Source organism: Streptomyces sp. NPDC003042 (assembly GCF_053591315.1).
In genome coordinates this window covers 1-13,316 of the sequence record NZ_JBSFTP010000081.1, presented here as the reverse complement: position 1 = coordinate 13,316, position 13,316 = coordinate 1, and the positions used below count along the sequence as shown (strand labels likewise).

At 73.6% G+C, this 13,316-nt stretch carries 15 protein-coding genes; 8 read left to right on the top strand and 7 right to left on the bottom strand.

Annotation, left to right across the window (positions count from 1 at the left end):
* Nucleotides 1-23 precede the first annotated feature (23 nt).
* A complete protein-coding gene (glnII, locus tag ACWDYJ_RS29710; RefSeq protein WP_451568669.1) occupies nucleotides 24-1,043 on the bottom strand; it encodes a glutamine synthetase in 1,020 nt (339 codons plus the stop codon).
* 183 nt (nucleotides 1,044-1,226) lie between these two features.
* Here glnII and ACWDYJ_RS29705 point away from each other — a divergent pair, with 183 nt between their 5' ends.
* On the top strand, nucleotides 1,227-2,165 hold the full coding sequence (locus ACWDYJ_RS29705; protein WP_451568668.1) for a Gfo/Idh/MocA family protein: 939 nt from the start codon (nucleotides 1,227-1,229) through the stop codon (nucleotides 2,163-2,165).
* 6 nt (nucleotides 2,166-2,171) lie between these two features.
* Here ACWDYJ_RS29705 and ACWDYJ_RS29700 read toward each other — a convergent pair whose 3' ends face one another.
* From ACWDYJ_RS29700 to ACWDYJ_RS29690, 3 genes are all read right to left on the bottom strand, one after another.
* On the bottom strand, nucleotides 2,172-2,711 hold the full coding sequence (locus tag ACWDYJ_RS29700; protein WP_451568667.1) for a hypothetical protein: 540 nt from the start codon (nucleotides 2,709-2,711) through the stop codon (nucleotides 2,172-2,174).
* 153 nt (nucleotides 2,712-2,864) lie between these two features.
* On the bottom strand, nucleotides 2,865-3,734 hold the full coding sequence (locus ACWDYJ_RS29695; protein WP_451568666.1) for a hypothetical protein: 870 nt from the start codon (nucleotides 3,732-3,734) through the stop codon (nucleotides 2,865-2,867).
* 22 nt (nucleotides 3,735-3,756) lie between these two features.
* Nucleotides 3,757-4,662, bottom strand: coding sequence for a hypothetical protein (locus ACWDYJ_RS29690; protein WP_451568665.1), 906 nt, complete (start codon nucleotides 4,660-4,662; stop codon nucleotides 3,757-3,759).
* A 151-nt stretch (nucleotides 4,663-4,813) separates the two neighbouring features.
* Here ACWDYJ_RS29690 and ACWDYJ_RS29685 point away from each other — a divergent pair, with 151 nt between their 5' ends.
* Both ACWDYJ_RS29685 and ACWDYJ_RS29680 read left to right on the top strand, forming a co-directional pair.
* A complete protein-coding gene (locus ACWDYJ_RS29685; protein WP_451568664.1) occupies nucleotides 4,814-5,053 on the top strand; it encodes a hypothetical protein in 240 nt (79 codons plus the stop codon).
* A gap of 60 nt (nucleotides 5,054-5,113) precedes the next feature.
* Nucleotides 5,114-5,980 (top strand): alpha/beta fold hydrolase, encoded by an 867-nt coding sequence (locus ACWDYJ_RS29680; protein WP_451568685.1) that lies wholly within the window; start codon nucleotides 5,114-5,116, stop codon nucleotides 5,978-5,980.
* Here ACWDYJ_RS29680 and ACWDYJ_RS29675 read toward each other — a convergent pair.
* Nucleotides 5,977-6,354 carry an ArsC/Spx/MgsR family protein gene (locus ACWDYJ_RS29675; RefSeq protein WP_451568663.1) on the bottom strand — a complete coding sequence of 126 codons (378 nt, stop codon included), beginning with the start codon at nucleotides 6,352-6,354 and terminating at the stop codon, nucleotides 5,977-5,979. The genes ACWDYJ_RS29680 and ACWDYJ_RS29675 overlap by 4 nt on opposite strands.
* A 119-nt stretch (nucleotides 6,355-6,473) precedes the next feature.
* Here ACWDYJ_RS29675 and ACWDYJ_RS29670 point away from each other — a divergent pair, with 119 nt between their 5' ends.
* The gene (locus ACWDYJ_RS29670) at nucleotides 6,474-6,728 is read left to right on the top strand and encodes a hypothetical protein (protein WP_451568662.1); all 255 of its coding nucleotides are present in this window, start codon (nucleotides 6,474-6,476) and stop codon (nucleotides 6,726-6,728) included.
* Nucleotides 6,729-6,765: 37 nt separating this feature from the next.
* On the opposite strand, the gene ACWDYJ_RS29665 is transcribed toward ACWDYJ_RS29670, so the two are convergent.
* Nucleotides 6,766-7,914, bottom strand: a complete 1,149-nt coding sequence (locus ACWDYJ_RS29665; RefSeq protein ID WP_451568661.1) for a PP2C family protein-serine/threonine phosphatase — start codon at nucleotides 7,912-7,914, stop codon at nucleotides 6,766-6,768.
* Between the two features lie 76 nt (nucleotides 7,915-7,990).
* Between ACWDYJ_RS29665 and ACWDYJ_RS29660 the strand changes: the two genes are divergently transcribed.
* The 3 genes from ACWDYJ_RS29660 to ACWDYJ_RS29650 all read left to right on the top strand — a co-directional run bounded on the left by ACWDYJ_RS29660 (nucleotide 7,991) and on the right by ACWDYJ_RS29650 (nucleotide 11,178).
* Nucleotides 7,991-8,677 carry a VIT1/CCC1 transporter family protein gene (locus ACWDYJ_RS29660; RefSeq protein ID WP_451568660.1) on the top strand — a complete coding sequence of 229 codons (687 nt, stop codon included), beginning with the start codon at nucleotides 7,991-7,993 and terminating at the stop codon, nucleotides 8,675-8,677.
* Between the two features lie 149 nt (nucleotides 8,678-8,826).
* The gene (locus ACWDYJ_RS29655; protein ID WP_451568659.1) at nucleotides 8,827-9,723 is read left to right on the top strand and encodes a TIGR01777 family oxidoreductase; all 897 of its coding nucleotides are present in this window, start codon (nucleotides 8,827-8,829) and stop codon (nucleotides 9,721-9,723) included.
* Between the two features lie 180 nt (nucleotides 9,724-9,903).
* The gene (locus ACWDYJ_RS29650; protein ID WP_451568658.1) at nucleotides 9,904-11,178 is read left to right on the top strand and encodes an FAD-dependent oxidoreductase; all 1,275 of its coding nucleotides are present in this window, start codon (nucleotides 9,904-9,906) and stop codon (nucleotides 11,176-11,178) included.
* A 214-nt stretch (nucleotides 11,179-11,392) separates the two neighbouring features.
* Here ACWDYJ_RS29650 and ACWDYJ_RS29645 read toward each other — a convergent pair whose 3' ends face one another.
* Nucleotides 11,393-12,832 carry a regulator gene (locus ACWDYJ_RS29645; RefSeq protein ID WP_451568657.1) on the bottom strand — a complete coding sequence of 480 codons (1,440 nt, stop codon included), beginning with the start codon at nucleotides 12,830-12,832 and terminating at the stop codon, nucleotides 11,393-11,395.
* A 174-nt stretch (nucleotides 12,833-13,006) separates the two neighbouring features.
* Here ACWDYJ_RS29645 and ACWDYJ_RS29640 point away from each other — a divergent pair, with 174 nt between their 5' ends.
* On the top strand, nucleotides 13,007-13,267 hold the full coding sequence (locus ACWDYJ_RS29640) for a hypothetical protein (protein ID WP_451568656.1): 261 nt from the start codon (nucleotides 13,007-13,009) through the stop codon (nucleotides 13,265-13,267).
* Nucleotides 13,268-13,316: the final 49 nt, after the last annotated feature.

Sequence of the window (13,316 nt, the reverse complement as noted above, 5' to 3'; positions counted from 1 at the left end):
CAGTCAGGGGCGGTCGGCCGGTCTCAGACCAGGCCGTCCTTCTCCAGGGCGGTGCAGCAGGTGTCCGTGATCAGACGGGTCACCACGTACGGGTCCACGTTCGCGTTCGGACGGCGGTCCTCGATGTAGCCCTTGCCGTCCTTCTCCACCTGCCACGGGATGCGCACCGACGCGCCGCGGTCCGAGACGCCGTAGCTGTACTCGTTCCAAGGAGCCGTCTCGTGCAGACCCGTCAGCCGCTCGTCGATGCCCGCGCCGTAGTTCTTGACGTGGTCCAGCGGCTTCGAGCCCTCGCCGAGGGATTCGCACGCGGAGATGATCGCGCGGTAGTCCTCGCGCATCGCCTTCGTGGAGAAGTTGGTGTGCGCGCCCGCGCCGTTCCAGTCGCCCTTGACCGGCTTCGGGTTCAGCGTCGCCGAGACATTGAAGTCCTCGGCCGTGCGGTACAGCAGCCAGCGCGCGATCCACAGCTGGTCGGAGACCTCCAGCGGGCCGACGGGGCCGACCTGGAACTCCCACTGGCCCGGCATGACCTCGGCGTTGATGCCGGAGATGCTGAGGCCCGCCGCGAGGCAGTGGTCCAGGTGCTTCTCGACGATGTCACGGCCGAAGATCTCGTCCGAGCCGACACCGCAGTAGTAGCCGCCCTGCGCCGCCGGGAAACCGTTGACGGGGAAGCCGAGCGGGCGGGTGCCGTCGAAGAACGTGTACTCCTGCTCGATGCCGAAGATCGGCGCCTGCCCGGCGAACTTCTCGGCGACCGGGCGCAGCAGGGCGCGGGTGTTCGACTCGTGCGGGGTCATGTCGATGTTCATGACCTCGCACAGCACGAGGAGGTTCTCCCCGCCGCGGATCGGGTCCGGGCAGGAGAACACCGGCTGGAGCACCCGGTCGGAAGCGTGGCCCTCGGCCTGGTTCGTGCTCGATCCGTCGAAGCCCCAGATCGGCAGCGACTCGCCGTCGCCAAGGATCTTCGTCTTGGAGCGAAGCTTCGCCGTCGGCTCGGTGCCGTCGATCCAGATGTACTCAGCCTTGTAGCTCACGGGGCCTCATCCTGACTCTGCGGGTGCTGCGGGTCGCTGCGGTGTCCACCGCAGCGTGCCCGGCCGCGATTTCCCTTCCGTTGCCCGTGTGTGAACCCCGTGTTACCGACGTTTACGGCGCAGGTCGGGCGGGCTGTGCGGGTTGGCGACTGCACACCCGTCCGAGTGGGGCAGACTGGGCGGGTGAGCTTTTCCTACGACGCGAACCGCCCGGCCGGCGCCTCCTTCGAGGGCCCCCGCCCCAGGGTCGGCCTGCTCGGCACCGGCCCCTGGGCCCGTCGCACCCATGCCCCCGCCCTGGCCGCGCACACGGGCTCCGAGTTCGTCGGCGTGTGGGGCCGCCGCCCCGAGGCGGCCGCCGAACTGGCCGAGGCGTACGACGTGAAGGTGTACGAAGACCCCGACGCGCTGTTCGCGGACTGTGACGCCGTGGCCTTCGCCCTGCCGCCGGACGTGCAGGCCCCGCTCGCCGTGCGCGCGGCCGCCGCCGGATGCCACCTGCTGCTCGACAAGCCCGTCGCGACGACCGTGGAGTACGCCCGGGCCGTCGCCGACGCCGCCGCGCGCCACCAGGTCGCCTCCGTCGTCTTCCTCACCCTGCGCTTCGCCGAGCCGACCGCCGGGTGGGTCGACGAACAGGCGGCCCGCACCGGCTGGTTCACCGCCTCCGCGCACTGGCTCGGCGCGGTCTTCCCGCCCGACGGCACGCCCAGCCCGTACGCCGACTCGCCCTGGCGCAAGACCAAGGGCGGACTGTGGGACGTCGGCCCCCACGCGCTGTCCGTCCTGATCCCGGTGCTGGGCGACGTCACCGCCGTCCGCGCCACACCGGGCCCGTCCGACGTGGTCCAGCTGGCCCTGCGCCACACGTCGGGCGCGGCCAGCACCGCCGTGCTCTGCCTGGGCGCGCCGGCCGCGGCCGCCGGGGTGGGCCTGGAACTGCGCGGCTCCGAGGGCGTCTTCGCCCTGCCCGACTGGAGCGACGTACCCGGCGCCTACGGCCGAGCCCTGGACGCCCTCCTCACCGCCGCCCGCACGGGAGTACCCGACCCGCGCGGAGCGGAATTCGGAGCCCGGCTGACGGAGGTCCTGGCGGAGGCGGAGCACCAGCTCGCGTTGTGACGCCCCCTATTTGATCAGGGCGTTCGCCACGATGACGGCCAGGCCGATGGTGGCGTCGGCCAGGCCGATGACCAGGGCGGAGCCGAGCCGGTAGCCGACCCGGATCGCCACGAAGGACCCCCAGGCGAAGAGCAGCGCGGTATTCAGCCCCAGCCCGACGGCCGTCACCCCGTACGAGTCCCAGTCCGCGAGCCCGGCGATCAGCAGCAGGATCACGGTGGGCAGGGTGGCCGCGATCATCGGCCACTCGTTCCACAGCGCCCGGCAGAGCACCCGCCACCGGTGTCCGGCCGAGCCGGCCCGGTGGCTGGTCATGTGGTGCGAGTACCCGTGCGCGAGCGCGGCGGTGGCGGCGGTGACCAGGACCCAGCTGGCGTCGTAGAAGGGCGTGTAGTCCCCGCCCTCCTGGTCCAGCGCGGCCAGCAGCCCACTGGCCAGCACGGTCCCGTACACCCCGCCGAACATCCAGTCGGCCCCGCGCCGGAGCGGCGGAAGCGTCGGCCCGCCGGGCGCGGGCTGCGGCTGTGCCTCGTACGGCTCGTTCACGATGGTTCCTTTGGCGCGGTACGTCCCTGTTCGTGCTGGGCTGCGACTCACCCTATGAGGCGGAGGCGGTCAGGGCGGGCTGACCGACGTACGCCGAAAAGGGCGGGGTTGCCCATCGCACCCCGCCCCTTCGGCATCCGCTCCGCGGACCGGTCAGATCTTGTTGTAGGTGCCGGTGGCCCAGAGGGCGCCGCCCTTGCCGGGGCCGCCGTCCTTCTTGTAGACGACGAAGTTGCCGTCGTCCTGGAGGAGGGCGTAGGCGCCGCTGTTGCCGGCCGTGCCGGTCCGCCAGCGGACCGTCTCGTTCAGCGTGGTCTCGCGCAGGACCAGGTCGCCGTTGTCCCCCATGTCCAGGGTCAGGGTGTTGCGGTTGCCGTACGTGCCGCTGGCCCAGATGGCCTGGCCGTCGCTCTTGCGGTACATGACGAGGTTCTTGTCCTGCTGGAGCACGAGCCACACGGTGGCGGACTGGGTCCAGGAGCCCCGGTCCCAGTAGTCGCTCGAGCACACCCTGCGGTGCCGCTCACTGGTGTCGGTCGCCCAGTACCAGTCCTCGCTGCGGCCGGTCACGGTGAACTGGCCGTCGTCCCTGATCGAGGCGCTGATGTAGGTGGTGGCCCGGTCGCCGTAGGTCGCCGTGTGCCAGATGCCGCCGCCCGTCTGGGGGCCGCCGTCCTTCTTGTAGACGACGAAGTTGCCGTCCTCCTGCATGAGGGCGTACGCGCCCGGGTTGCCGTACGTTCCGCTGTGCCACAGCGGGAGCTTGGGCCCGCCGGGGTTGCCGACCAGGTACACGACGAGGTTCCCGTCGGGCTGCATGACCAGCTCGGCCTTGCCGGGCGTCGGGACCAGGCTAGCGCCCGAGTCGAGGCGCTGGCCGGGCCGCAAGTCCGAAGTGAGGCCGCCCGAGCTGGTCATGCACTGGCTGGGATCGGCGGCCGACGCCACCGCCGGGACCAGGGCGGTCACGGCGGAGGCGGCGAGCAGGGATACGAGTGCTCTGCTGAGCAGGTGGTGTCGCATGGAGGTTCCCCCCGGTGGTGGGTCAGATCTTGTTGTAGGTGCCGGTGGCCCAGAGGGCGCCGCCCTTGCCGGGGCCGCCGTCCTTCTTGTAGACGACGAAGTTGCCGTCGTCCTGGAGCAGGGCCCAGGCGTCCGCGTTTCCGCCCGTGTGGGTGCGCCAGCGAACCGTGCCGTTCAGGTCTCCCTGAGTAATGGTCAGGTCGCCCCGGTCCCCGTAGCCCATTTGCATGGTCACCTGGTAGTTGCCCCCGTACGTGCCGCTGTGCCAGATGGCCTTGCCATCGCTCTTGCGGTACATGACGAGGTTGTTGTCCTTCTGGAGGACCAGCCAGACGGTGGCGGACTGGGCCCAGGAACCCGTCCACCAGCCGTGCGCGGCCGTCTCGTAATCCGAGCAGAGCTGGTTGTGGCGCTCCACGCTGCTCGTGGACCACCTCTGGGTGGCGGCGTAGCTGCCGCGGCCCCAGACGTTGAAGTTGCCGGCAAGGAGATAGGCCGTGGGGGCCCAGTCGGTCCGGGTGCCGTAGGTCCCGGTGTGCCAGATGCCGCCGCCCGTCTGGGGGCTGCCGCCCTGGCGGTAGATGACGAAGTTGCCGTCCTCCTGCATGAGGGCGTACGCGCCCGGGTTGCCCCAGGTGCCGCTGTGCCACAGCGGGAGCTTGTAGCCGCCCGGGTTGCCGAGGGCGTAGAGGACCAGGTTGCCGTCGGGCTGCATGACCAGTTCGGTCGTGCTCTCCATGTCCGCCAGGCGGGCGCCCGACTCCAGGCGCTGGCCGGGATGGATCGCAGCGAAGTCGCCGCCCCCGGTGTTGTAGCACTCGCCCGGGCCGGCGGCAGCGGCCGGGGTGGCAGTCGCCGGGACCATGACGGTCACGGCGGAGACGGCGAGCAGGGATACGAGTGCTCTTCGGAGCATGCGGGTGCGCATGGTCGGTTCCCCCCAAGGAATGTGTGTGCTCTGTCGACCGGGCCGGTCGCATGAGCCCTCTTTCTACACCGCTGCCCGGCGGCGTGATCAACCGACTCCTTTGAGTGGTGGCGGGGTGTGCGAAGGCCAGGCGCGTCGCCGTCAGGAAGCGGTGGACCGTGTCCCGTTCGGCGGGGTCGAAGGAGTCCAGCACCCGGAGCACTCCGTCGATCAGCGGGCCGAAGGACTCCCGGCCGAGGCGGGCGCCGAGCAGGCCCGCCGTGGCCGGCTCGTCCGCGCGGGCCGCGTCGAGCAGGCAGATCAGAGCCCTCACGTCGGTGGCGTGCGTGCCGTCGCGCGAGGCGAACTCCGCCTGGCGCAAACCGAATCCGACGGCTACCGCCCGCAATAGGTGCACCATTGTCCATCGCCGAGCGAGAGTCTGGAGCCTGCCTTGTCGTCCACGTCGTCCATGCCGGCCGCACCCGCGCCCCGGGATTCGTTCCGTGCCGCCTACCAGGAGATGCTCGGCCGGTGGCCCGGGCCCGTCGAGGCCACCGACCTCCCCACCACGTACGGCCTCACCCACGTCAACAGCTGCGGACCGGCCGGGGCACCGCCGCTGGTGCTGCTGGCCGGCGGCGGGGCCACGTCCACCGTGTGGGGTGCCTGCGCCGCCGCCGGGCTCGCCCGCACCCACCGGGTGCATGCCGTGGACCTGGTGGGCGACCCCGGGCTCAGTACGCCGCCGCCGGGGCGGAAACGGGCGATACGGTCCACCGGGGATCTCGTCGGCTGGCTCGACGCGGTCCTCGGCGGACTCGACGGGCTCGACGGGCGTCCGGTGACCCTCGGGGGGCATTCCTACGGTGCCTGGATCGCCGCCCATTACGCCGCCGCACGGGCTGCCCGGCTGGAACGCCTCGTCCTGCTCGACCCGACCCAGGTCTTCACCGGGCTCCGCCCCGGCTACGTACTGCGGGCCCTGCCCATGCTGGCGCGGCCCACGCCGGAGCGGATCCGCTCCTTCCTCGCCTGGGAGACCGGCGGCGCCGTGCTCGACCCCGCGTGGCTGCGGCTCCAGGACGAGACCGCCGCCTTTCCCACCGTCCGGCCGGTCACCGGGCCACGCCCCGATCTGGCCGTGCTCGGGGAGCGACCGGGTCTGCGGATCGACGTGCTGTTCGCCGGGCGCGCCCGCTGCCACGACCCCCGCCGCGCGGTCCGGGCCGCGACCGAGGCGCTGCCGGGCGCGCGGGTCGGCGTACTGCCGGACGTCTCGCACCACGCGCTGCCACTGGCGTCGGCCGGGGAGATCGCCCGGCGGCTGGCCGGTTAGGTCCTGTCGTTGCGGGACAGGGCGTCGCGGACGGCCTCCTCGGAGCGGGCGATCACGGCCGTCCCGTCCTCGGCGGTGATGATCGGACGCTGGATCAGCTTCGGATGGGCGGCCAGGTGGGCGATCCAGCGCTGCCGCGCCGCGTCCGTCTCCTCGCGCGGCAGGTCTCGTACCCCGGTCTCCTTCGCGAGGGGGTCGGAGGTGCGCGTGATGTCCCACGGCTCCAGCCCGAGCCGGCCCAGCACCTCGCGGATCTCGGCCTCGGACGGCACGTCCTCCAGGTAGCGGCGCACCGTGTACTCGGCGCCCTCCGCGTCCAGCAGCGTCAGCGCGCTCCGGCACTTCGAACAGGCGGGATTGATCCAGATCTCCATGACCCGCCAGCCTAAGGGCTGTCCCCGGGAACAGTGTCCGGCCAGGGCCTTTTGTCAGTGGCCCCCGGTAAAATCGAGGGAGAACGACAGGAAGCCAACTACCGTTTGGGAGGCTGTAGATGGCCGCTGCCGCGATCATTTCGATGCCCAAGAAGAAGCCGCTGCCGGCGGGCCTGCCCCGCGAGTGGTACGAGAGCCACAACCGCCGCCTGAAGGCGATGCGGTTGGCGATATCCCTGCTCGACACGGGGACGTACGACGCCCGGCGCGCCACCAACCGCAAGATCCGGACGATGGCGGTGCGGGTGGGCATCCACCGGCCCTCCAACCTCACCTGCAAGATGGTGCGCACCTTCATCCGCGACGGTTCCTGACCTCAGGGGGCGTGCGGGGATCTCGGGGAGCCGGGCGTCAACGGCTCCCCGAGGGCCCAGACGCCCCCGACGTCCCGGACGTCCCCGACGCCCCTGATGCCCCCGTGCTCAGCGACAGCACCAACAGCGCCACGTCGTCACGCGGCCCGCCGTCGGTGAAGGCCGCCAGGTCCCGCCACACCGCCCGGACCAGCGCCGCCGGATCGCCGTCGCCCGCCAGCACCGGCACCCGGTCGGCCAGGGGGTAGAAGTACCCCGCCGCGTCGCGCGCCTCCGTGACCCCGTCCGTGTGCGCGAGGAGCCGGTCGCCCGGCAGCAGCGGCACTTCCGTCACCGGCGGGAACACCGGCCCCGCCAGCCCCAGACCCAGCGGAGGACCCGGCTCCGCGCTCACCTCCGAGGCTGCGAAGTCCCGGAGCAGCAACACCGGAGGATGCCCGCACGACAGGACGCGTACGAGGTCCCGTCCGGGCGGGAACTCCAGCAGCACCGCCGTCGCGAACAGCTCCGGATGCTCGACGGAGTCCGCCACCGCGTCCATGGTCAGCCGCCGGTCCAGCCGCGCCGCCACCGCCACCAGCCCGGGATCGTCCAGCACGCCCTCCCGGAAGGCGCCGAGCAGCGCGGCCACCGTGCCGACCGCCGCCAGGCCGTGGCCCTGCACGTCCCCCACCACCGCCCGCACCCCGTACGGCCCGGCCCGTACGTCGAAGAGGTCACCGCCGACCAGCGTGTCCTGCTGGGCCGCCCGGTAGAGGCCGGCACAGTGCACCCGGCCCACCCGCTCCGGCACCGGCGGCAGCACCGCCAGCTGGGCCGCCTCCGCGACCGTGCGGACGCTGACCAGCTGGTCGTCCCGACGACGCCGCACCCAGGCGATGACCACGCCGAGGAGCCCGACGGTGGCCACGGTCGCCAGATCGGCGCCGCGGGCGTCGCCGACGCCGAGCGCGGGCACGCCGAGGAGGATCAGGACCAGCCCGGCGAAGAAGGCCGTACCGGCCGCCCCGTAGGCGAACGCGGCCACGGCGGGGAGAGCGGCCAGGAAGTAGCCCAGCTCCCTGATGCCGGGCGTCATCCACTGGGCCAGGCACAGCACCGCCATGGCCACCGGGGGCGCGAACCGGGCCCAGCGCGGTGGCGGCGCCCCGTGCAGCCGGCCCGGCTCCTCCTGTCCGCGTCTCACCCCTCCACCCTGGTACGCGGGCCCGGGCCGCGCACGCCGGGTGGCCCCTTGGAGCACGGCCCGCGACAGTGGTCCCGTGACGGATACGAGCGCGGCCATCAGCACCCGGCTGAACTGGCTGCGGGCCGGGGTGCTCGGAGCCAACGACGGGATCATCTCCACCGCGGGCCTGGTCGTGGGCGTGGCCGGAGCCACCACCTCGCGCGCCGCGATCCTGACGGCGGGGGTGGCCGGACTGCTGGCGGGCTCGCTGTCGATGGCGGCGGGGGAGTACGTGTCGGTCAGCTCCCAGCGGGACTCGGAACGGGCCGCCCTGGAGGTGGAACGGCGCGAGCTGGCCGAGGAACCGGACGCCGAGCTCGACGAGCTCACCGACCTGCTCACCGCGCGCGGCCTGAGCCGGGAGCTGGCCCGGGAGGCGGCGGAGCAACTGACGGAGCGGGACGCGTTGCGGGCTCACGCCCGGGTGGAACTGGGCATCGAGCCGGACGAACTGGCCAACCCCTGGCACGCGGCCTTCGCCAGCCTGATCGCCTTCACGGTCGGGGCGCTGCTGCCGCTGCTGGCCATCGTCCTGCCGGGGCCGTCCGAGCGGGTTCCGGTGACGGCGGTCGCCGTCCTGGCCACGCTCACCCTCTGCGGGGCGGTCAGCGCCCGCCTCGGCGGCGCCGCCGTACCGCGCGCGATCCTGCGCAACGTCCTGGGCGGCGCCCTGGCCATGACGGTCACCTACGCGGTCGGCACCTGGCTCGGCACCCCCTGACCCCCTGGCGAGGCTGGAATGGCCGCGCGGGGAGACGGGACCACCTGGCCGGTGCCCTGGCCGGGGCACCAGCCTGCCCGTACCACCGCCCGCCGGGGCACCGGCCTGCCCGTACCACCGCCCGGCCAGGGCAAAGGCACACTGGCCGCATGCGTATCGCAGTCACCGGAGCCTCCGGGCTCATCGGCCAGGCACTCGTACGGTCCCTCCTCGGCGACGGCCACGACGTCGTCCGCTTCGTGCGGCGGTCGCACGCCGGGCCGGGGGAGGCGCTGTGGGATCCGCGGCGCGGCCACGTCGACCCCGCCGGGCTCACCGGCTGCGCGGCCGTCGTGCACCTGGCCGGGGCCGGCGTGGGCGACCACCGCTGGACGGCCGCCTACAAGAAGGAGATCCGCGACAGCCGGGTCCTCGGCACCGCCGCCGTCGCCCGTGCCATGGCCGCCCTCGACAGCCCGCCGCCCGTCCTGGTCTGCGGCTCCGCCGTCGGCTACTACGGCGACACCGGCGACCGCGCCGTCGACGAGGACGCGCCGGCCGGCGAGGGCTTCCTCCCCTCCGTCTGCGTCGAGTGGGAGGCGGCCGCCGCCCCGGCCCGGGCCGCCGGGATCCGGACCGTGTTCGCCCGTACGGGACTCGTGGTCGCGGCCGAGGGAGGGGCCTGGGGCAAGATGTTCCCCCTCTTCCGGGCCGGCGTCGGCGGTCGCCTCGGCAACGGCCGCCAGTACTGGTCGTACATCTCCCTGCACGACGAGATCGCCGCCCTGCGGCACCTGATCGACACTCCGGCCCTGACCGGCCCCGTGAACCTGACCGCGCCCGAGCCGCTGACCAACCGTGAGGTCACCGCCGCCATGGGCCGCGTACTGCGCCGCCCGACGCTGTTCACCGCCCCCGCCCCGGCGCTGCGCCTCGTACTCGGCGAGTTCGCCCAGGACGTGCTGGGCAGCCAGCGGGCGCGGCCCGCCCGGTTGCTGGAGTCCGGCTTCGTCTTCCGGTACCCGCTGATCGAGGAGTCGATCAGGGCGGCGCTGCAACGGGCCTGAAGCAGAACCGACGGCGGAGCGGGGGGAGCGCCATCCGACCACGTGCGACCGTTCGTGACCCGCATGCGACCGTCGTGCGACCGGAGTTGTGCGCAATACCCCACCCGACTCGGGTTCTGCTGGAGTCCGTTGGGGGAAGGAGGATCCCCACACAGCCGCGCCGACCTCGGGGAGGGGCACGTGCTCAGCAGCCCACACCATGCCGCGCACCATGCGGACGTCGTCATCGTAGGAGCCGGAGTCTCAGGACTCGCGGCCGCACACCACCTGATCGCGGCGGGGGTCACGGTCAGCGTCCTGGAGACCGCCGGCGATCCCGGAGGCCGGATGGCCACCGCGTCCACCGACGGATTCCGGCTCGACCGGGTCGGTCAGCTCCTCAACACCGCGTACACCGAACCGGCCCGCACCCCCGGCCTGGAGGGGCTCATCCTGCGCCCCTTCGCCCCCGGCGTCCTGGTGCACGGCGCCGACGGCAAACAGCTGCGGGCCGGGGCCCTCACCCCCGCCCGCGCGCTGGCCAGCGGCTCCCTCGACCAGGCACGGCTCAGCGCCGCCCTCGGCCGGCTCGCCGCCCTGCCCGTCGACCGGCTGCTCGCCCGGCCCGAACGCACGGCGCTCGCCTCCCTGCGCTCCCGCGGCCTGCCGCCACGCACCGTCAACGGCGTCCTGCGGCCCCTGCTCGCCACCCTGCTCCGCGACCCGGAGCTCACCACCTCCAGCCGCGTCGCCGACCTCGCCCTGCGCACCTTCGCCCGCGGCCGGCTCGCCGTGCCCGAGGGCGGCGCGGCGACCCTGCCCGAGCTGCTCGCCGGGACCCTGCCGGCCGGCACCGTACGCACCGGGGTGCGGGTCCGGTCGGTGGCGACCAGCCTCGTCACCACCGAGGAGCACGGTGACTTCCGCTGCCGCTCCGCCGTGCTCGCCACCGGCGCCCGGGCCGCCGCCGAACTGCTGCCCGGACTGCGGGTACCCGACTTCCACGAGGTCACCGTCATCCACCACGCGACCCCGGCACCCCTGCCCTGGGACGGCTCGCTGCTCCTGGACGCCGACCCGAAATGGCCGCTCGCGCACACCACCGTGATGAGCGCGGTCGACCCCACCCGGGCCCCGGCAGGCCGCAGCCTCGTCACCACCACCGTGCACGGCCCGCCGCCGCCCGCGCGGACGGTCGCCTCGCGCCTGGCCCGGCTCTACGACACCTCCACCCGGGACTGGGAGCTGCTGGCCGTCCACCACACCCCGGAGGCCGTCCCGGCCATGCCCCCGCCCCACGACCGGCGGCGGCCCGTACGGGTCCTGGCCGGGCTCTACGTGTGCGGCGACCACCGCGACTCCAACACCGTCCAGGGCGCCCTGTACTCCGCCCGGCGCGCCGCCACGGCTCTCCTGCGCGACTACGGCATCCCGCTCCCGGCCGAGCACGGGCCCGCGCTTCCGGTGGCGGCCTGAGCCCTCGCGCACGCGGGCCCGGCCCCACCCGGGACCGGGCCCGTGCACGCCGCCGATCACGCACCGATCACGCGGCACCGATCACACTGCTCGGTCACATGGCACCGGTCACACTGTTCGGTCACACCGCCTCGGACGGCTCCCCCTGTACGCACTCGCGCGCCGGGCCCGGCCACCCCCGACCCAAGTCCGGCCGCCCCTCACTGACCGGCAGTCAGTTCAGCGCCGCCACCCGGTCCCGGTACGTCCGCACGGCCGAGGCGTCCCGGTACGGCTCCAGCCTCCGCTCGAAGTCCCGTACGTACTCCACCGCCCGCACCGACCGCATCTCCATCGCCTGCTGCGCGGCCTCCGCCCCCAGCGCGCACGCCTGCTCCAGCTCGCCGAGCCCCAGCCGCGCCGTGGCCAGCACCACCCGGCAGAACAGCCGGGACCGCGCGTACCCCGGCGCCCGCAACTGCAAGGACCGCTCCGCGTGCTGCGCCGACGCCCGGTACTGCTGGAGGTCTCGGTGGCAGTGCCCGAACTCGTCCGCCAGCTGCGCCTCGTCGAAGAACCGCGCCCAGTGCGGTACGTCGTCCCCGGGCCGCCCCGCCCCCAGCGCCCGCTCCGCCCGCACCAGCGAGGCCGTCGCGGCCCGTACCTCGCCCAGCACCGCGTGCCCCCGCGCCTCGGCCGCGTGCAGCAGCGCCTGCACCACCGGCGGCGGACCCGAGCCCACGCCCTGCTGGGCGACCCGGGCCAGTTGCACCGCCTCCCGGCCGTGGCCGAGGTAGACCGCCTGACGGCTCATCGTGACCAGCACGTACGACCCGTACGGCCGGTCCCCGGCGGCCTGCGCGAGGCGCAGCGCCTGGACGAAGTACCGCTGGGCGAGTCCGTGGGCGGCGATGTCGTACGAGGTCCAGCCCGCGAGCCGGGTCAGATCGGCGGCGGCCGAGAACAGCCGCCGCCCCGTGGTCTCACCGTAGGTGCCCCGGAGCATCGGCTCCGCCTCGTGCTCCAGGTACCGCACCAGGGCCTGCCGGGCGTGCCCGCCGCCGTAGGCCTGGTCCAGGGTGCGGAACAGCTCGCTCACCGACCGCAGGGCCGCGATGTCCCCGCCGGTCACCCGCTGCCCGGGCCCCCGGTCGATCTGCCGCTGCCGGGGCACCGAGGCGCGTCCCTGCGCCGGGACCCGGGCGGCGGCGGGATCCGCGCCCCGCCCGACCCGTTCGTCGGCCCGGCCGATCAGCCAGTCCCGGCTGGGCACGACCAGCCCGGCCGGTGTGAAGGCGATCTTGCGCAGTTCGGCGTGCGAGCCGGAGTCCTTGCGCCACAGCCCGCTCGCGATGTCCACGGCCTCCTCGGGGGTGGCGGCGAACTCCAGCCCCGCGTAAACGGGCGCGCAGGCGTCCAGGCCGAGATCCTGCGCCGACAGCCGTCGCCCGAGGCGCCGGGTGAAGACCTCGGCGATCAGTGCCGGGGTGGTGCCCCGGGGCTGCTGGCCGCGCAGCCACCGGGTCACGGACGTCTTGTCGTACCGCAGGTCCAGACCGTGCTCCAGGCCGAGCTGGTCGACGCGGCGGGCGAGCCCGGCGTTGGAGAACCCGGCTTCCGCGATCAGCGCCGCGAGCTGCCGGTTGGGGACGCGCTGGGCAGGTCGTTCCGTCATCAGCTCCACGGTTTCCTGACGTGACGGACCGGAGTTTCGGCCCTCTGAACGGCGTGAATGTAGCGGCCAACTCCGCCCGCACCGCCCTCTCTGCCCCACATTCATCCGATCGTGTGCAGAATGGGTAGGGGTCTTTACGGAGTGGCCTACTCCGTCCGCGTAAGCTCCCGGCCCATGACCCGCCGGCCACAGGGGCCCCACCGGCCCGACACGTACGCGGAATCGACTGCCCCGCTACCAGCCCCCGAGCTCACCGAGGCCGAGTGCCGCCGCTGCGGGACCTACATCGCGGGACTGGACGGCCGGTACGCGTGTGGCGTGTGCGGCTGGGTCAACGACCACTCGGAGGGCCACCGCAGGCTCCCGCGGGCCGACGAGGACCCGGACCTGCCGCCCAAGGGCCGCAGGCGCCCCAAGCAGCTCCCGGGCCCTTAGGGGGTGTTTCTCGGATCTCCGCGGCGTCGCGCGGAGATCCGAGAAACAC